The organism is Bradyrhizobium amphicarpaeae (genome assembly GCF_002266435.3).
In the GTDB taxonomy this organism is placed as follows: domain Bacteria; phylum Pseudomonadota; class Alphaproteobacteria; order Rhizobiales; family Xanthobacteraceae; genus Bradyrhizobium; species Bradyrhizobium amphicarpaeae.
In genome coordinates, this window is the sequence record NZ_CP029426.2 from 52,080 (window position 1) to 69,715 (window position 17,636).

The 17,636-nt window shown below is 63.8% G+C and carries 15 protein-coding genes; 10 read left to right on the forward strand and 5 right to left on the reverse strand.

Translation table 11 applies throughout. The features are described from left to right. Positions 1-44 precede the first annotated feature (44 nt). The 6 genes from infB to CIT40_RS00260 all read left to right on the forward strand — a co-directional run bounded on the left by infB (position 45) and on the right by CIT40_RS00260 (position 8,223). Positions 45-2,753, forward strand: coding sequence for a translation initiation factor IF-2 (gene infB / locus CIT40_RS00235; protein ID WP_094894309.1), 2,709 nt, complete (start codon positions 45-47; stop codon positions 2,751-2,753). 155 nt (positions 2,754-2,908) lie between these two features. Further along, positions 2,909-3,343 (forward strand): 30S ribosome-binding factor RbfA, encoded by a 435-nt coding sequence (gene rbfA / locus CIT40_RS00240; protein ID WP_094894307.1) that lies wholly within the window; start codon positions 2,909-2,911, stop codon positions 3,341-3,343. After that, a complete protein-coding gene (gene truB, locus CIT40_RS00245; RefSeq protein WP_162307794.1) occupies positions 3,340-4,476 on the forward strand; it encodes a tRNA pseudouridine(55) synthase TruB in 1,137 nt (378 codons plus the stop codon). The genes rbfA and truB overlap by 4 nt, the downstream gene beginning before the upstream one ends. A gap of 2 nt (positions 4,477-4,478) precedes the next feature. Next, positions 4,479-4,748 (forward strand): 30S ribosomal protein S15, encoded by a 270-nt coding sequence (rpsO, locus tag CIT40_RS00250; RefSeq protein ID WP_094894305.1) that lies wholly within the window; start codon positions 4,479-4,481, stop codon positions 4,746-4,748. A 379-nt stretch (positions 4,749-5,127) separates the two neighbouring features. Further along, positions 5,128-7,284 carry a polyribonucleotide nucleotidyltransferase gene (pnp, locus tag CIT40_RS00255; protein ID WP_094894303.1) on the forward strand — a complete coding sequence of 719 codons (2,157 nt, stop codon included), beginning with the start codon at positions 5,128-5,130 and terminating at the stop codon, positions 7,282-7,284. 207 nt (positions 7,285-7,491) lie between these two features. Next, positions 7,492-8,223, forward strand: a complete 732-nt coding sequence (locus CIT40_RS00260) for a superoxide dismutase (protein ID WP_094894301.1) — start codon at positions 7,492-7,494, stop codon at positions 8,221-8,223. Positions 8,224-8,294: 71 nt separating this feature from the next. Here CIT40_RS00260 and katG read toward each other — a convergent pair whose 3' ends face one another. Further along, positions 8,295-10,463, reverse strand: coding sequence for a catalase/peroxidase HPI (katG, locus tag CIT40_RS00265; protein ID WP_094894299.1), 2,169 nt, complete (start codon positions 10,461-10,463; stop codon positions 8,295-8,297). 113 nt (positions 10,464-10,576) lie between these two features. Between katG and CIT40_RS00270 the strand changes: the two genes are divergently transcribed. The 3 genes from CIT40_RS00270 to CIT40_RS00280 all read left to right on the forward strand — a co-directional run bounded on the left by CIT40_RS00270 (position 10,577) and on the right by CIT40_RS00280 (position 13,021). Then, positions 10,577-11,503 (forward strand): hydrogen peroxide-inducible genes activator, encoded by a 927-nt coding sequence (locus tag CIT40_RS00270; RefSeq protein ID WP_094894297.1) that lies wholly within the window; start codon positions 10,577-10,579, stop codon positions 11,501-11,503. A gap of 7 nt (positions 11,504-11,510) precedes the next feature. Continuing rightward, entirely contained in the window at positions 11,511-11,975 is a 465-nt protein-coding gene (locus tag CIT40_RS00275) for a GNAT family N-acetyltransferase (RefSeq protein ID WP_094894295.1), read from the forward strand. A gap of 254 nt (positions 11,976-12,229) precedes the next feature. Next, positions 12,230-13,021, forward strand: a complete 792-nt coding sequence (locus CIT40_RS00280; protein ID WP_094894292.1) for a hypothetical protein — start codon at positions 12,230-12,232, stop codon at positions 13,019-13,021. Between the two features lie 99 nt (positions 13,022-13,120). Here CIT40_RS00280 and fabI read toward each other — a convergent pair whose 3' ends face one another. From fabI to fabA, 3 genes are all read right to left on the reverse strand, one after another. After that, complete coding sequence (gene fabI / locus CIT40_RS00285; protein WP_094894286.1) at positions 13,121-13,921, reverse strand: enoyl-ACP reductase FabI; 801 nt, start codon at positions 13,919-13,921, stop codon at positions 13,121-13,123. A 138-nt stretch (positions 13,922-14,059) separates the two neighbouring features. Continuing rightward, positions 14,060-15,283 carry a beta-ketoacyl-ACP synthase I gene (fabB, locus tag CIT40_RS00290; protein ID WP_094894284.1) on the reverse strand — a complete coding sequence of 408 codons (1,224 nt, stop codon included), beginning with the start codon at positions 15,281-15,283 and terminating at the stop codon, positions 14,060-14,062. Positions 15,284-15,336: 53 nt separating this feature from the next. Continuing rightward, positions 15,337-15,858, reverse strand: coding sequence for a bifunctional 3-hydroxydecanoyl-ACP dehydratase/trans-2-decenoyl-ACP isomerase (fabA, locus tag CIT40_RS00295; RefSeq protein ID WP_094894282.1), 522 nt, complete (start codon positions 15,856-15,858; stop codon positions 15,337-15,339). A 353-nt stretch (positions 15,859-16,211) separates the two neighbouring features. Between fabA and irrA the strand changes: the two genes are divergently transcribed. Further along, complete coding sequence (gene irrA, locus CIT40_RS00300) at positions 16,212-16,703, forward strand: iron response transcriptional regulator IrrA (protein ID WP_094894280.1); 492 nt, start codon at positions 16,212-16,214, stop codon at positions 16,701-16,703. A 144-nt stretch (positions 16,704-16,847) separates the two neighbouring features. Here irrA and CIT40_RS00305 read toward each other — a convergent pair whose 3' ends face one another. After that, a complete protein-coding gene (locus CIT40_RS00305; protein ID WP_094894274.1) occupies positions 16,848-17,378 on the reverse strand; it encodes an SH3 domain-containing protein in 531 nt (176 codons plus the stop codon). Between the last annotated feature and the right edge of the window lie 258 nt (positions 17,379-17,636).

A 17,636-nucleotide genomic window follows, 5' to 3' on the forward strand; every position in this document is an offset into this window, starting at 1 on the left:
TGCGGCAACGCACAACACTGATAAATCAGGATTAGGACTGCTGAATGGTTGATACCAAGACCCCTGACGACAAAAAGCTGAGCGTTCCGAGCAAGACGCTATCGCTCAAGCCGCGCGTCGAAACGGGCACTGTCCGCCAGAGCTTCAGCCACGGCCGCAGCAAGCAGGTCGTGGTCGAGAAGCGCGGCAAGCGCCGCGTCGACGGCAGTGCCGAACCGCAGGCTCCCACGGTTGTCGCGAGGCCGGCGCCGGCCGCGCCAACGCCGACGCCCGCTCCGTCGCGCCCGGCTCCGCCGCGCAACGCCGGATCCGGCGTGGTGCTGCGCACGCTGACCGAGGACGAACGTTCCGCCCGCGCCAGCGCGCTGGCCGATGCCAAGGTGCGCGAAGTCGAAGAGCGCCGCCAGGCCGAGGAAGAGGCCCAGCGCCGCGCTGTTCGCGAAGCCGCTGAACGCATCGAGCGCGAAGCGGCCGAATCCCGCCGCAAGGCCGAGGAAGAGCGTCACCGTCACGAGGACGAAGCCAAGCGCAAGGCGGAGACCGAGGCCAAGAAGCGTTTCGGCGAAGGCGAGCAGCCGGCATCCGCGCCGCGCCCCGCAGCCGCCGCCCCTGCCGCTGCGGCGCCGCGCCCCGGCGCCCCCGCAGCGCGCCCCGGCACCACCACGGCACGCCCGGGAACGTCGACCGCGCGTCCCGGAACGACCACGGCGAGACCGACAGGTGGCCCGTTGGGCCGCGCGCCCGCGGTTGCTGCCGGCCCGGACGAGGACGATGGTCCGCGCCAGATCCGCCGCGGTCCCGGCGGCGCCGCGCGTCCCGTGGTCGCCCCGAAGCCCACCCACAAGCCCGGCCCGCAGAAGGAGCGCGGCCGCCTGACGGTCGTCACCGCATTCAATGCCGACGACGTGCGCGAGCGCTCGATCGCATCGTTCCGCCGCCGCACCCAGCGCCTGAAGGGCCATGCCGCGAACGAGCCGAAGGAAAAGCTGATCCGCGAAGTGGTCATTCCGGAAGCGATCACGATCCAGGAACTCGCCAACCGCATGTCCGAGCGCGCGGTGGAAATCATCCGCATGCTGATGAAGCAGGGGGCGATCCACAAGATCACCGACGTGATCGACGCCGACACCGCGCAGCTGATCGCCGAAGAGCTCGGCCACACCGTCAAGCGCGTTGCCGCGTCCGACGTCGAAGAAGGCCTGTTCGACGCCACCGACGATTCGACCGACACCGAGACGCGTTCGCCTGTGGTGACCGTGATGGGCCACGTCGACCATGGCAAGACCTCGCTGCTCGACGCGCTCCGTCATGCCAACGTGGTCTCCGGCGAAGCCGGCGGCATCACCCAGCATATCGGCGCCTATCAGGTGCTGTCGCCTGAAAGCGGCAAGAAGATCACCTTCATCGACACGCCCGGCCACGCCGCGTTCACCGCGATGCGCGCCCGCGGCGCCAAGGTCACCGACATCGTCGTGCTGGTGGTCGCGGCCGATGACGGCGTCATGCCGCAGACGGTCGAAGCCATCAACCACGCCAAGGCGGCGCGGGTGCCGATCATCGTTGCCATCAACAAGATCGACAAGCCCGACGCCAAGCCCGAGCGCGTTCGCACCGAGCTGCTCCAGCACGAGGTGCAGGTCGAATCGTTCGGCGGCGATGTCGTCGACGTCGAAGTGTCCGCCAAGAACAAGACCAATCTCGACAAGCTGCTCGAGATGATCGCGCTCCAGGCCGATATCCTCGACCTCAAGACCAATTCGGAACGGCCGGCCGAGGGCACCGTGATCGAAGCGAAGCTCGATCGCGGCCGCGGTCCGGTCGCGACCGTGCTGGTCCAGCGCGGCACGCTGCGGGTCGGCGACATCATCGTCGCCGGCGCCGAGATGGGCCGCGTCCGCGCGCTGATCTCGGATCAGGGCGAGACCGTCCAGGAAGCAGGTCCGTCGGTGCCGGTCGAAGTGCTCGGCTTCAACGGTCCGCCGGAAGCCGGCGATCGTCTCGCCGTGGTCGAGAACGAAGCCCGCGCCCGCCAGGTCACGAGCTACCGTGCCCACCAGAAGCGCGAGAACGCGGCTGCCTCGATCTCCGGCATGCGCGGCTCGCTCGAGCAGATGATGTCGCAATTGAAGACCGCGGGCCGCAAGGAATTCCCGCTGATCATCAAGGCCGACGTGCAGGGCTCGCTGGAAGCGATCCTCGGCTCGCTGGAGAAGCTCGGCACCGACGAAGTCGCCGCCCGCATCCTGCATGCCGGCGTCGGCGGCATCTCGGAATCCGACGTGACGCTGGCCGAAGGCTTCAACGCCGCGATCATCGGCTTCTCGGTGCGAGCCAACAAGGAGGCCGCTGCGGCCGCCAAGCGCAACGGCATCGAGATCCGCTACTACAACATCATCTACGACCTCGTGGACGACGTGAAGAAGGCGATGAGCGGCCTGCTCGCGCCGACCTTGCGCGAAACCATGCTCGGCAATGCCTCCATCCTGGAGATCTTCAACATCTCCAAGGTCGGCAAGGTCGCCGGCTGCCGCGTCACCGACGGCACCGTGGAACGCGGCGCCAATGTGCGCCTGATCCGCGACAACGTCGTCGTGCACGAAGGCAAGCTGTCGACGCTGAAGCGCTTCAAGGACGAAGTGAAGGAAGTCCAGTCCGGTCAGGAATGCGGCATGGCCTTCGAGAACTACCACGACATGCGTGCCGGTGACGTAATCGAGTGTTACCGCGTAGAGACGATCCAGCGCTCCCTGTAAGTCCAAATCTTACCGAAGCGTCCGGATCTTTTTGAGCTGAAAATTGCGGGAGTGCGATGGCCGGATCTTTCCGGCCATCCACCCCTCTTCGTTTCAACAGGACAAATGACAATGCCCGTGTCCCAAACACGGGCATGACGAGGTGATTTTCGAGAATGCCACGCCATCATCAGAAGAAGAGTTCCGCACCCGGCGGAGGTTCGCAACGCCAGTTGCGCGTCGGCGAGCAGGTTCGCCACGCGATGGCCGAGATTCTGGCGCAAGGCAACGTGCATGATGACGACCTCGAAGGTCACATCATCACCGTGCCGGAGGTGCGGATGTCGCCCGACCTGAAGCTCGCAACAGTTTACGTTATGCCGCTCGGTGGCCGTGACACCGAGGTCGTCATCGCTGCGCTCGAGCGCAACAAGAAGTTCCTGCGCGGCGAGGTCGCGCATCGCGTTAACTTGAAATTTGCACCTGATCTTCGTTTCCGCGTCGACGAACGATTCGACGAAGCGGAACGGATCGAGAAGCTTTTGCGAACACCTGCGGTGCAAAAAGATCTGGAACAGGATCCGGACACGGATCGGGAAGAAGAACGATGACGATGGACCCGGCTCACGACACGATCAGCGGCGAACAGGCCGATCAGCGCGACGTGCAGAAAAATAATTTTGCGGACGATAATTTTGCGGGCTCGGGCGGCGGTTCGCAGCCGCACCAGGAGCCGCGCCGCGTCAACAACGATCCGCGCGCCAACACCAGGCAGAAGGGCAACCAGGTCCGCCGCGACCGGCGCGACGTCCATGGCTGGGTCGTGCTCGACAAGCCGATCGGGATGACATCGACGCAAGCCGTGGCCGTGCTCAAGCGCCTGTTCAATGCCAAGCGCGCCGGACACGCCGGAACGCTGGATCCGCTCGCCTCCGGGGGCCTGCCGATCGCGCTCGGGGAAGCCACCAAGACCGTTCCCTTCGTCATGGACGGCCGCAAGCGCTACCAGTTCACGGTGTGCTGGGGTGAGGAGCGCGACACCGACGACATCGAGGGCCGGGTCACCGCGACCTCCGACCAGCGCCCGACCCGCGAGGCCATCCTGGCCCTGTTGCCCCGCTTCACCGGGGTAATCGAGCAGATTCCGCCGCGTTATTCCGCGATCAAGGTCCAGGGCGAGCGCGCCTATGATCTCGCCCGCGACGGCGAAATCGTGGAACTGGCGGCCCGTCCGGTCGAGATTCACCATTTAACCCTTGTGGATCAACCGGATAACGACCACGCCGTGTTCGAGGCCGAATGCGGCAAGGGCACCTATGTCCGGGCACTGGCCCGCGATATGGGCCGGATTCTCGGCACTTTCGGCCATATCTGCGCGCTCAGGCGGACCCTGGTCGGCCCATTTGGCGAAAACGACATGATTCCACTGGATCAGCTGGAGGCTTTGTGCGATAGAGCCGCGTCCGGCGAGGGTAGCCTCGCGGACGCGCTTATGCCCGTTGAGACCGCGCTGGACGACATCCCGGCACTGGCCGTCACTCGGGCTGATGCGGCAAGGCTCCATCGGGGCCAAGCCGTTTTATTGCGCGGACGGGATGCGCCCATTAGTAGCGGCACAGTCTATGTCACGGTGGCAGGCCGCCTTTTGGCGCTTGCCGAAGTCGGCAATGGCGAAATCATCCCCAAGCGTGTGTTCAACCTGACCGGCTTGACTGCCTCAACCGGTCGCAACGAGAGAAATTGACGATGTCGATTGCCGCAGAACGCAAAGCGGAAGTCATCAAGACGAATGCCAACAAGGCCGGCGACACCGGCTCGCCGGAGGTTCAGGTCGCGATCCTGTCGGAACGCATCAACAACCTCACCAACCATTTCAAGACGCACGTGAAGGACAACCATTCGCGTCGCGGCCTCTTGAAGCTGGTCTCGACCCGCCGCTCGCTGCTCGACTATCTCAAGAAGCGGGACGAGTCGCGTTACAAGGCGCTGCTCGAGAAGCACAACATTCGTCGTTAAGAGTTCTTGCGCGCGCCAGTGGCGCGCGTTTTCGTACGTGGTTTCGAACGAAAGCGCTTATTTCAAGCTTTTTGATCGAAGTTGCGCGCACGTCGGATGCAAGCCGTTGACGGCCAGCATCCGGGCACGAAGAGCGAAGATCGCAATGCGCGTGTTCGCATTCGTGCCGACTGACAGTCCAGCAGCAATCCGGCGGCTGGGCACAACGGGCAAGGCGCCCGTATGACCCGAAAGGATGGACGCCATCCGAAATCCAAAAACCATGGCAGGATCGCAGGACGCTGATCGCCCGCTTCGATCAACGTCCCGCAATCTTGCGCATGGTTTTTGTTTTTCGAGAGCCGTCCCTTCTTTCGAGAACCCATGAAAGAAGACCTCTATGTTCAATAAGCATTCAGTCGAGATCGACTGGGGCGGACGCCCTCTCAAGCTCGAAACCGGCAAGATCGCCCGCCAGGCCGATGGCGCCGTCGTCGCCACCTATGGCGAGACCGTGGTTCTTGCCACCGTCGTCGCCGCGAAGTCGCCGCGCGAAGGTGTCGACTTCCTGCCGCTGACCGTCGACTACCAGGAAAAGACCTACGCCGCGGGCCGCATTCCCGGCGGCTATTTCAAGCGCGAGGGCCGTCCGACCGAGAAGGAGACGCTGGTCTCCCGCCTGATCGACCGTCCGATCCGTCCGCTGTTCGTCGACGGCTGGCGCAACGAGACCCAGGTGATCGTCACCGTGCTCTCGCACGACATGGAAAACGACCCTGACATCGTCGCGCTGGTGGCCTCGTCGGCGGCGCTGACCCTGTCGGGCGCGCCGTTTAAGGGCCCGATTGGAGCTGCCCGCGTCGGCTTCGCCAATGACGAGTTCATCCTCAACCCGACGCTCGACGAGATGGTCGACACCCAGCTCGACCTCGTCGTCGCCGGCACTGCCGACGCAGTGCTGATGGTGGAATCGGAAGCCAAGGAGCTGAACGAAGACATCATGCTCGGCGCCGTGATGTTCGGCCATCGCCACTTCCAGCCGGTCATCAACGCGATCATCGAGCTCGCCGAGAAGGCCGCCAAGGAGCCGCGCGAAGTCACCACCATCGACAATTCGGCGCTCGAAAAGGAAATGCTCGGCCTCGTCGAGCAGGAACTGCGCGCCGCCTACGCCATTCCGGTCAAGCAGGATCGCTACGCCGCGGTCGGCAAGGTCAAGGAAAAGGTGATCGCCCATTACTTCCCCGAAGGGCAGGAGCCGAAATACGACAAGCTGCGCATCTCCGGCGTGTTCAAGGAGCTTGAGGCGAAGATCGTTCGCTGGAACATCCTGGACACCGGCAAGCGCATCGACGGCCGCGATTCCAAGACCGTGCGCAACATCGTCGCCGAAGTCGGCGTGCTGCCCCGCGCCCACGGCTCGGCGCTGTTCACCCGCGGCGAGACCCAGGCGATGGTCGTGACCACGCTCGGCACCGGCGAAGACGAGCAGTACATCGACGCGCTGTCGGGAACGTACAAAGAGACGTTCCTGCTGCACTACAATTTCCCTCCCTACTCGGTCGGTGAGACCGGTCGCCTCGGCGGCACCAAGCGCCGCGAGATCGGCCACGGCAAGCTGGCCTGGCGCGCAATCCACCCGGTGCTGCCGCCGCATCACGAGTTCCCCTACACCACGCGCGTGGTGTCGGAGATCACCGAGTCGAACGGCTCGTCCTCGATGGCTTCGGTCTGCGGCGCCTCGCTCGCGCTGATGGATGCCGGCGTGCCGTTGAAGCGGCCGACCGCTGGTATCGCGATGGGCCTGATCCTCGAAGACAAGCGCTTCGCGGTTCTCTCGGACATCCTTGGTGACGAGGATCATCTCGGCGACATGGACTTCAAGGTCGCCGGCACCGAGCAGGGCATCACCTCGCTCCAGATGGACATCAAGATCGAGGGCATCACCGAAGAGATCATGAAGGTGGCGCTCGCCCAGGCCAAGGATGGTCGCATCCACATCCTCGGCGAGATGGCCAAGGCGCTGACCAACGCCCGCGCTGAGCTCGGCGAATACGCGCCGCGCATCGAGACCTTCAAGATCGCCACCGACAAGATCCGCGAAGTGATCGGCACCGGCGGCAAGGTGATCCGCGAGATCGTCGAGAAGACCGGCGCCAAGGTCAACATCGAGGACGACGGCACCGTGAAGGTCGCCTCCTCCGACGGCGAGGCGATGAAGGCCGCGATCAAGTGGATCAAGTCGATCGCCTCCGATCCGGAAGTCGGCCAGATCTATGACGGCACCGTCGTCAAGGTGATGGAGTTCGGCGCCTTCGTGAACTTCTTCGGCTCCAAGGACGGTCTCGTCCACATCAGCCAGCTCGCTTCGGCGCGCGTGCAGAAGACCTCCGACGTCGTCAAGGAAGGCGACAAGGTCAAGGTCAAGCTGCTCGGCTTCGATGATCGCGGCAAGACCCGCCTGTCGATGAAGGTGGTCGACCAGACCACCGGCGAAGACCTCGAGGGCAAGGTCGGCGAGGGCGAAAAAGCTCCGCGCGAAGCCGCCGGCGAGTAAGTCTCGCGACATCACCAGAAACACCAAGGGCGGCCGAGAGGCCGCCCTTTTTTGTTGCCGTCCGCGGCCGGCCTCATCGGAATGGCAATGCGCGATTCCGCCGCAGCGTCACAATGACTGGGATCGAACCGTCGATGGCTGCTGCTGCGTACCTGTCCGGACCGCCGCGTGCTCTATCGGCGGATTGCCCCCAGACAGGAGAACCAGATGTCATCCCTATCCCGGCGCCGTCTCATGCTCGCTGCAACGGGCCTCGCCGCCTCTGTTGCCGCTCCACGCCTCGTGTTCGCACAAGCCGCCACCGCGCCCGCAGGTCCGTTCAAGCTCGATCCGCTGGCTTATCCGGCAAACGCGCTGGAACCGCACATTGATGCCAGGACGATGGAAATCCATCACGATCGTCATCACCAGGCGTTCATCACCAACCTCAACAATTTCGCCAAGGACAATCCGCAGATCGCGGAAAAGCCGGTCGGCGACGTGCTCGGCAACCTCGGCGCCGTGCCGGAAGCGATCCGCACCGGCGTCCGCAACAGCATGGGCGGCCACGCCAACCACACCATGTTCTGGCAGATCATGGGACCGAACGGCGGGAAGCCGGAAGGCGCCGTGCTCGCTGCGATCGAGAGCGACCTCGGCGGCATGGAGAAATTCCAGACCGATTTCAACGCGGCCGGCGGACGCGTGTTCGGCTCGGGCTGGGTGTTCGTGACCGTCAGCAAGGATGGCAAGCTCGCGATCGAGACGCGTCCCAATCAGGACAATCCGATGATGGACGGCAAGCGCGCGCTGCTCGGCAACGATGTCTGGGAGCACGCCTACTACTTGAACTACCAGAACCGTCGCGCCGATTACCTCAAGGCCTGGTGGAGCACGGTGAACTGGAAGGTCGTGGGCGAGCGCTACGCCGCGGCCAAGGCGGGTACACTCGGGGTGTGACGACAATCCAGAACCACGAAAAAAAGGGCGGCCTCTCGGCCGCCCTTTGGCTTGTCACTTGCTGATGGGGATCACTTGCGCACGATGTCGTAGCGATCGAGGTTCATCACCTTGGTCCAGGCCTCGGCGAAGTCCTTGACGAACTGCTCCTTGGCGTCCGAGGTGGCATAGACCTCGGCATAGGCGCGGAGCTGCGAGTGCGCCCCGAAGATCAGGTCGACGCGCGTGCCGGTCCACTTGACCGCATTGGTCTTGCGGTCGCGGGCCTCGTAGGTGCCGTCAGCCGCCTGAGACCATTGCGTGCTCATGTCGAGCAGGTTGACGAAGAAGTCGTTGCTGAGCGTTCCCACTTTCGAGGTGAGGACGCCGTGCTTCGAACCGTTCGCATTGGCACCGAGCACGCGCAGGCCGCCGAGAAGCACCGTCATCTCCGGACCGGTGAGCCGGAGCAGTTGCGCGCGATCGACCAGGGCTTCTTCCTGCTGCATGAACTGATGCCGCTTGCCGATGAAGTTGCGGAAACCATCGGCGCGCGGCTCCAGCGGAGCAAAGGAGGCAGCGTCAGTCTGTTCCTGCGAGGCATCCATCCGCCCCGGGGTGAAACCGACCTTGACGTCGACGCCGGCATCCTTCGCGGCCTTCTCGACCGCGGCGGTGCCGCCGAGCACGATCAGGTCGGCCAGCGAAACCTTCTTCGCGCCGGATGATGCGTTGAAGTCTTTCTGGATCGCTTCGAGCTTGCCGAGGACCTTCGAGAGCTGGGCCGGCTCGTTCACCTCCCAATCCTTCTGCGGGGCAAGACGGATGCGCGCACCGTTGGCGCCGCCGCGCTTGTCCGAACCGCGGAACGTCGAGGCCGACGCCCAGGCCGTCGAGACCAGTTCGGACACCGAGAGACCGGAGGCCAGGATCTTGGTCTTCAGCGCGGCGATGTCCTGATCGCTGGCCAGTTCGTGGTTCACGGCCGGGATCGGATCCTGCCAGATCAGCGTCTCCTTCGGCACCAGCGGGCCGAGATAACGCTGGATCGGGCCCATGTCGCGGTGGGTGAGCTTGAACCAGGCGCGGGCAAACGCGTCCGCGAACTGATCGGGATTCTCCAGGAAGCGCCGCGAGATCTTCTCATAGGCCGGATCGAAGCGCAGCGAGAGGTCGGTGGTCAGCATCGTCGGCCGGTGCTTCTTCGACTTGTCGAAGGCATCGGGAATGATCGCGTCGGCGTTCTTCGCCGTCCACTGTTGCGCACCGCCCGGGCTCTTCGTCAGCTCCCATTCGAAGTTGAACAGGTTCTCGAAGAAGTTGTTGCTCCACTTGGTCGGGGTCGTCGTCCAGGTCACTTCGAGGCCGCTGGTGATGGAATCACCCGCCAGGCCCGACGCGTGCTTGCTCTTCCAGCCGAGGCCTTGATCCTCGAGCGCGCCCGCTTCCGGCTCCGGTCCGACCAGCGACGGATCACCCGCGCCATGGGTCTTGCCGAAAGAGTGGCCACCGGCGATCAGCGCGACGGTCTCCTCGTCGTTCATCGCCATGCGGGCGAAGGTCTCGCGAATGTCCTTGGCCGCGGCGACCGGATCCGGCTTGCCGTTCGGACCTTCCGGATTGACGTAGATGAGGCCCATCTGCACTGCGCCGAGCGGTTCGGCAAGTTCGCGTTCGCCGCTGTAGCGCTCATCGCCCAGCCAGGTGCCTTCCGGACCCCAATAGAGCTCTTCCGGCTCCCAGACATCGACGCGGCCCCCGGCGAAGCCGAAGGTCTTGAAGCCCATCGATTCCAGCGCGACGTTGCCGGCGAGAACCATCAGGTCGGCCCAGGAGAGCTTGCGGCCGTATTTCTGCTTGATCGGCCAGAGCAGACGGCGCGCCTTGTCGAGATTGGCGTTGTCGGGCCAGCTGTTGAGCGGCGCGAAACGCTGCTGACCGGCGCCGGCGCCACCGCGACCGTCGGTGGTGCGATAGGTGCCCGCACTGTGCCAGGCCATGCGGATCATGAGGCCGCCGTAGTGACCGAAATCGGCGGGCCACCATTCCTGCGAATCCGTCATCAGCGCGGTCAGGTCCTTGATGACCGCATTGAGGTCGAGCGACTTGAATTCCTTGGCGTAGTCGAAGTCCTTGCCCATCGGGTCGGACTTGTCGGAATTCTTGTGCAGCGTCTCGATGCTGAGCTGGGTTGGCCACCAATCACGGTTTGCCGGCACGCGTTTTCCACCCGAAAACGGGCACTTTGAAGTGTCGTCCATGAATACCTCCTCTGGTGGCGCGAACTCGCGCCTTTGACCAGGTAGAACCACTCTAGGCTTCCCATTCCATCAGGGGAAGTTGACTTTAGTGATCGCTGCGATAGGATTTTCTGATGGCCAACGTCACGATGCGCCAGCTCCGGTATTTCGATGCGCTGGCGCGCCACGGCCATTTCGGCCGAGCGGCGGAGGCGAGTTCGATCTCGCAGCCGGCCCTGTCGATGCAAATCAAGGAACTGGAGGACGCGCTCGGCGGCCTGCTGCTGGAGCGCAGCGCCCGGCAGGTGGCCCTGACCCGGTTTGGCGAAGAGCTCGCGCCGCGCGTCCGCGACATCCTGCGCTCGGTCGACGAACTCGGCGATTTCGCTCGCGCCTCGCAGGACCGCTTCGCCGGCCGGCTGCGGATCGGGATGATCCCGACGATCGCGCCCTATCTGCTGCCCAAGATCACCAAAAATCTCACCCGCATGCATCCGGAGCTCGACATCCGTGTGCGCGAGACGATGACGCCGCGGCTGATCCAGGAACTTGTGGACGGCCGGCTCGACACCGCCATCGTGGCGCTGCCGGTGTCCGAACCCTCTCTCACCGAGGTCGCGCTGTTCGACGAGAAATTCCTGCTGGTCCGGCCGGGCTCCGATGAAGGCACACCGGTGCCGTCGCGCGAGATGATGCGCGAGATGCGGCTGTTGCTGCTTGAAGAAGGACATTGCTTCCGCGATCAGGCGCTGTCGTTCTGCAACATGCAATCGGCGCCGCCGCGCGAGATGCTGGATGCGAACTCGCTGTCGACGCTGGTCCAGATGGTCAGCGCCGGGATCGGCGTGACCCTGATTCCGGAGATGGCGGTACCGGTGGAGACGCGGTCGGCCTCGGTTTCGCTGGCGCGCTTTCGCGACCCCGAGCCTTCGCGCACCATCGGCATGGTCTGGCGCAAGACCAGCCCGCTGGCGCGCCAGCTTCTGCAGATTTCCGAAGTGGTGTGCCTGTCGGCCGGCAAGGTGCGTGCCCGCCCATCCGTGCGCAGCCAGCGGGCTTGAGCCGCCGATGTCAGATCCGATCATCCGCCCCGCCCGTCCCGACGAATATGACGAGGTCGGCCGCGTCTGGATGGAGAGCTGGGTCTCGACCGGCCTTGGCGAGGCGAGCGATTTCCTGTTGGCGAACCTGCGTGCGCGCGTCCGGCGCGAGATCGAGGACGGCTGGAGCCTGTTCGTCGCCGACGACGACGGCACGATCGCCGCGATGCTGGCGCTGCATCTGCCAAGACTCTATCTCGACATGCTGTTCGTCGCACCCGCCTATCAGAGCCAATCGCTCGGGCGGAAATTGCTCGCCTTCACGCGCACGCAGATGCCCGACGAGATGTATCTGCGTTGCGTGCGCGAGAATGAGAAAGCCTGGCGCTGGTACGAGCGCGAAGGGTTTGTGTTCGAGAAGGAAGAGATCGAGCCGTCCAACGGGTTCACGATGAAGTACTATCGGTGGCTGCGGCAACGGCCTGCCGGATAGGCGGAGGTCGTCGGGTGCAGCTTGCGGTTGTCACAATCTCAACCTAATGTACCGTGTCCGACATCCTCCTGCCCATGATCTCCCGGATTCCATGGTTCGAATTGCTGTCTCGCTGATCGCGCTACTGTCCATTTTGAGTCCGGCAGCCGCACAAACCACTCCCGCAACCACCGCCACGCGCGACTTCCTGACGAAGCGACTGGACAAGATCCTGCCCCCGCATTTCGCGCAGTGAGGCGCGTTGGCGTACGACGATGAAATTGCTTGCTGCCGCATTGGTATCATACGCGCTGCTGTCGCCAACGGGCGGGCAGATGCAACCGGCGCCAAAGCCGGACATGGTCAAGCCCGCGGTCAGGAAACCGGCAGGCGTCAAGCCAAGCGGGCCGGTTGAGAGCGGCCCGTGCCAGATCGGCGTCATTCCGATCGCCGGCGACCTTTTCATGGTCGAGAAGTTCGGTCCTCTCAAGTTCCTCGATCGCTATGTACGGACATCGGTCGCTGCATGGGCACTTGACGAGCTCGTGGTGTCGCGAGTTCGCGCGGCGGCTCCCGGCATTTCGGTGCAGAGAATCCCCTATACACCGCAAGAACTCGCAGCAGGCCGTCGCCCCCCGAGCTTCTTCGGCGGCTACGACGAGAATCTTCTGGCATTCACGCGGCGCCTGGCAGCTCGCGTTCGGTGCGATCGTTATGTCGTCGTGCACCGACACGGCGGCAGCCAGCGCGAATTCGGCATCGGTATCTCGCAGTACCCTCTCGATGGGCCCGTGCACCTGTTCGCCATGATGTACGTCAGGGTCTATGACGGCGCGACCTTTGCGTTGATCAGCAAGGCTCCGGCCTTGATGACCGATGACACGTTTACGGAGCGCCTGATGCACAACCCGCTTGGGGGCCCATCAATGCAGGTCGATCGCGCGATGTTTCCCGAGAAACCTGCGAACGCCGTCAACAATCCGGTGCTGCGCGATGGCGTACGCATGATGTTGACGAAGAGCCTCGACAAGACGCTGCCGGGCCTGCTGCAACGTCGGCCGCGTTGAGCAAGACATCGCTCGCCGGACGGCTCGTGCCCACCACCTCTGTCGCGATCGTTGAAATGATCGGCACGTCGCTCACGCGACTCTGCCCTCTACGAAGTTCTACTCCGACGCCTTCAAATCATCCGGCCGCGGCATCAGGACGGTGTTGTAGCCGGAATCGACATAGTGGATCTCGCCGGTCACGCCGCCGGAGAGATCCGACAGCAGATACAGCGCCGAGCCGCCGAGCTCGTCGAGCGTGACGCCGCGGCGAAGCGGCGAATGCTTTTGCATGAAGGCGAACATCGCGCGCGCCTCGCCAATGCCGGAGCCGGCAAGCGTGCGGATGGGGCCTGCGGAGATCGCGTTGACGCGGATGCCACGCGGTCCGAAATCGGAAGCGAGATAGCGCACCGAAGCTTCAAGCGCCGCCTTGGCCACGCCCATCACGTTGTAATTCGGCATCGACCGCTCCGAGGCGCCGAAGGTCAGCGTGATCATACTGCCGCCCTCCGTCATCAGCTCGGCGGCGCGCTTTGCCACTTCCGTGAACGAGAAACAGGAGATCACCATGGTGCGCGAAAAATTCTCGCGGCTGGTGTCGGCGTAGCGGCCCTTCAGTTCGTTCTTGTCGGCAAAGCCGATGGCATGGATGACGAAGTCGAGCTTGCCCCATTTTTCGCGCAGCACGTCGAAGGTCGCATCGACGCTGGCGATGTCCTCGACGTCGCAGGGCAGAACCAGCTCCACACCGAGAGAGTCGGCCAGTGGCTTGACGCGCTTGCCCAGGGCTTCGCCCTGGAAGGTGAAGGCGAGCTCGGCGCCGTGCGCATGCAGCGTCTTCGCCATGCCCCAGGCGATCGAATGATCATTGGCGATGCCCATGATCAGACCGCGCTTGCCTTTCATCAGTCCATCCATTGCCTGATGGCTCCCGTTATTCCGGCGTCATCGCCCGCGCAGGCGGGCGATCCAGTATTCCAGACGATCGTGTTAAATCGAGAAGCCACGGCATACTGGATGCCCCGCCTCCGCGGGGCATGACAGTGTACCAAACACTCACACATCCATCCGGCTGAACACCAGCGTGGCGTTGGTGCCGCCGAAGCCGAAGGAGTTCGACAGCACGGTGCCGATCTTGACGTTATCGATGCGCTTGCGCACGATCGGCATGTCGGCGAACGCGGGATCGAGCTCCTGGATGTGGGCGCTCTCGCAGATGAAGCCGTTGTTCATCATCAGCAGCGAGTAGATCGCTTCCTGCACGCCGGTGGCGCCCAGCGAGTGGCCGGTCAGCGCCTTGGTCGCCGAGATCGGCGGGCACTTCTCGCCACTTCCGAACACGCGGCGGAGCGCGTCGATCTCCGGAGGATCGCCGGCCGGCGTCGAGGTCGCGTGCGGATTGATGTAGTCGACCTTGGTTCTCACCGTGGACATCGCCATGCGCATGCAGCGCTCGGCGCCTTCGCCTGAGGGTGCAACCATGTCGTAGCCGTCCGAGGTCGCGCCGTAGCCGACGATCTCACCATAAATGCGCGCGCCGCGCGCCTTGGCATGCTCGAGCTCTTCCAGCACCAGCACGCCGGCACCGCCCGCAATCACGAAGCCGTCGCGGTTGACGTCGTAGGGACGCGAGGCGGTGGCTGGCGTGTCGTTGTACTTCGAGGACATCGCGCCCATGGCGTCGAACAGCACCGAGAGCGACCAGTCCAGTTCCTCGCAGCCGCCGGCGAAGATGATGTCCTGCTTGCCGATCTGGATCGTCTCATAGGCGTTGCCGACGCAATGGTTCGACGTCGCACAGGCCGAGGAGATCGAATAGTTCACACCCTTGATCTTGAACCAGGTCGCAAGCGTCGCGGAAGCCGTGGACGACATCGCCTTCGGCACTGCGAAAGGTCCGACGCGCTTCGGTCCCTTGGTGCGGGTGATGTCGGCGGATTCGACGATGGTGCGGGCGGAAGGGCCGCCGGAACCCATGATGATGCCGGTGCGGATGTTGGAGACTTCCTCTGGGCTCAGGCCGGAGTCCTGAATCGCCTGCTCCATCGCGACGTGATTCCACGCCGCGCCCTGACCGAGGAAACGCATCGCGCGGCGATCGACCACCGTCGAAGGGTCGAGCGACGGCGCGCCCTGCACCTGCGAACGAAAGCCGAGCTCGGCATATTTCTCAGCCCGCGAAATGCCCGACTTCGCCTCGTGAAGGCTCGCAAGCACCTCCTGGGTGTTGTTTCCGATCGACGAGACGATGCCCATCCCGGTGACCACAACCCGCCTCATGACAGCCTCGCCTTAATCGTTGTCTTCTTGCTCGTTGTCTTGGTGATGTGCGCTCAGCCCAGGTCCGTGCCCTGCTTGAACAGGCCGACCTTCAAGTCCTTGGCGCGATAGATAATCTGGTCATCGACCGAAAGCCATCCATCGGCGATGCCAAGCACGAGCTTTGAACGCATCACGCGCTTGATATCGACGTTGTACACAACCTTGCGAGCCTCGGGCAGCACCTGACCGCTGAACTTCAATTCGTTCAAGCCAAGCGCGCGGCCGCGACCTTCGCCCCCGGTCCAGCCCAGAAAAAAGCCGACCATTTGCCACAGCGCGTCGAGACCGAGGCAGCCGGGCATGACCGGATCGTTCTTGAAGTGGCAGCCGAAGAACCAGAGGTCGGGCTTGACGTCGAGCTCGGCGCGCACCAGCCCCTTGCCGAACTCGCCGCCATTGTCGTTGATGTCGGTGATGCGGTCGAACATCAGCATCGGCGGCAACGGCAGCTGGGCATTGCCCGGACCGAACATCTCGCCGCGGCCACAGGCCAGCAGATCTTCGTATTCGTAACCGTTGCGCCTGTTCAGCATGCACGAGCCTCTGTTTGAATTCCGATTGAGCGGCGCTTCTTGGCGAAAATCGGCCCCGTCTCGGTCGGAGAGCAGCGCCAATTGCCACTGTCAGGCGCTGCGCCCGCTTGCCCCGGATGGACTGCGGACCAGGCCTCGATGCCCGGCTGCGCCAAAATCGGCTAAGCGGAACCGCGCGCTCTCTAACACAGGCCATTTCGGGTGGCAAAGCAGATACATGAAGGTAAAATGACGTGATCCCGGGCCGGTTCCAGGCCTGATTAGAACCTCTCTAGTTGCGAGGAACTTGCATCTGCATCTTTCTGTTCTTATATTGCGGAGAGATATTGTTCACGCGTGCCCGAAATCTGGAAATGAACGAGAATACCGCGCCCCATCACGACGACGACGTCCATGCCGCGGCCCTCTTGTCCGGCCGCCAGCCGGCTTTGACCGGCTGCCCCTGGCACGACGTCAACGAAATGCTCCAGTCCGCGGGGCTCCGTCCGACGCGCCAACGCATGGCGCTCGGCTGGCTGTTGTTCGGCAAAGGTGCTCGCCACCTCACGGCCGAAATGCTGTACGAGGAAGCGACGCTGGCCAAGGTCCCGGTGTCGCTGGCGACCGTCTACAACACGCTGAACCAGCTCACCGATGCCGGCCTGCTGCGGCAGGTCAGTGTCGACGGCACCAAGACCTATTTCGATACCAACGTCACCACCCACCACCACTACTACCTCGAGAACAGCCATGAGCTGGTCGACATCGAGGATCCGCATCTGGCGCTGTCCAAGATGCCGGAGGTGCCGGAGGGTTACGAGATCGCGCGCATCGACATGGTCGTGCGCCTGCGCAAGAAGCGCTGAGACCGATCCAAAACAGCTGATCTGATCGTCATGGCCGGGCTTGTCCCGGCCATTCACGTTTTGAGGTGAGAAGTACGTGGATGCCCGGGACAAGCCCGGGCATGACGGCGGAGGCTGTTGTAGCTGTCCCTTCTGCCTACAGCGTCAATTCACCTGCTCGTCCGAATAGACGCCCCAGAGGCGCTCCTGCTGGATCCAGCCGTCGAAGCCGTTGCCGGTGATGCGGCACCAGTTTGCAGCGCATTTCTTCACCTGCGTGACGACGCCGGCCTGGAGTTTTGCTGCAACGGCGCTGTCGGGATCGGCGCGATCGTAGATCGGGGCGAGTTCGTCCTTGTGCTTCATGGTGACGACCGCGGTGCGGCGGCCCGACAGCAGCGAGTGATAGACCCAGCCCTCGGCGCCTTCGGAATCGCGTACCCGGCGCCAATTCTCGAACTCGGCGGTGATTTCCACCGGCAGGCCCGAACGGGTGTAGACCCAGGCCACGTCATTGTCCTTGGTCGGGCCGGCACGGACGTTCACGTGATCCGATTTGAGGCTGACATAGCGCGGCACCGGCAGACCGCTGGCGGTCTGGGGCGTGGCGTCCTTGGCCGAATGCGAGGGGCCGACCGAAGCGCTCAACCAGGTGCAAACGAGCGCCATCACCGAACAAAAACGCCCCAACGCCATCAACCCGTCTCCTGTCGAAGACCGGCCAGAGCCCGGTCCTCACCCCAAATTCCAAAACCTGCCGCGTCCCCCTGACCCGCCCCACGCGGGTGTTCCCCAAGCCGGCTCCTTCAAGCCTTAACCCGTGGTTCTTGTCTTGGCCCGGCCTTCTGCTAGAGAGGACGGGCATCTGAACAACCAGTTTGCCCCGATTTTCCGGCCGGAAATATCGGGAGAGCTTGAAGGAAACGCCGGGGACGGACACGGCAAGGGCAGTGT

Bases quoted from the DNA above. Each gene is read 5' to 3' on its own strand.
- infB (WP_094894309.1), top strand. From the start codon at position 45: ATGGTTGATACCAAGACCCCTGACGACAAAAAGCTGAGCGTTCCGAGC.
- rbfA (WP_094894307.1), top strand. From the start codon at position 2,909: ATGCCACGCCATCATCAGAAGAAGAGTTCCGCACCCGGCGGAGGTTCG.
- truB (WP_162307794.1), top strand. From the start codon at position 3,340: ATGACGATGGACCCGGCTCACGACACGATCAGCGGCGAACAGGCCGAT.
- rpsO (WP_094894305.1), top strand. From the start codon at position 4,479: ATGTCGATTGCCGCAGAACGCAAAGCGGAAGTCATCAAGACGAATGCC.
- pnp (WP_094894303.1), top strand. From the start codon at position 5,128: ATGTTCAATAAGCATTCAGTCGAGATCGACTGGGGCGGACGCCCTCTC.
- CIT40_RS00260 (WP_094894301.1), top strand. From the start codon at position 7,492: ATGTCATCCCTATCCCGGCGCCGTCTCATGCTCGCTGCAACGGGCCTC.
- katG (WP_094894299.1), bottom strand. From the start codon at position 10,463: ATGGACGACACTTCAAAGTGCCCGTTTTCGGGTGGAAAACGCGTGCCG.
- CIT40_RS00270 (WP_094894297.1), top strand. From the start codon at position 10,577: ATGGCCAACGTCACGATGCGCCAGCTCCGGTATTTCGATGCGCTGGCG.
- CIT40_RS00275 (WP_094894295.1), top strand. From the start codon at position 11,511: ATGTCAGATCCGATCATCCGCCCCGCCCGTCCCGACGAATATGACGAG.
- CIT40_RS00280 (WP_094894292.1), top strand. From the start codon at position 12,230: ATGAAATTGCTTGCTGCCGCATTGGTATCATACGCGCTGCTGTCGCCA.
- fabI (WP_094894286.1), bottom strand. From the start codon at position 13,921: ATGGATGGACTGATGAAAGGCAAGCGCGGTCTGATCATGGGCATCGCC.
- fabB (WP_094894284.1), bottom strand. From the start codon at position 15,283: ATGAGGCGGGTTGTGGTCACCGGGATGGGCATCGTCTCGTCGATCGGA.
- fabA (WP_094894282.1), bottom strand. From the start codon at position 15,858: ATGCTGAACAGGCGCAACGGTTACGAATACGAAGATCTGCTGGCCTGT.
- irrA (WP_094894280.1), top strand. From the start codon at position 16,212: ATGAACGAGAATACCGCGCCCCATCACGACGACGACGTCCATGCCGCG.
- CIT40_RS00305 (WP_094894274.1), bottom strand. From the start codon at position 17,378: ATGGCGTTGGGGCGTTTTTGTTCGGTGATGGCGCTCGTTTGCACCTGG.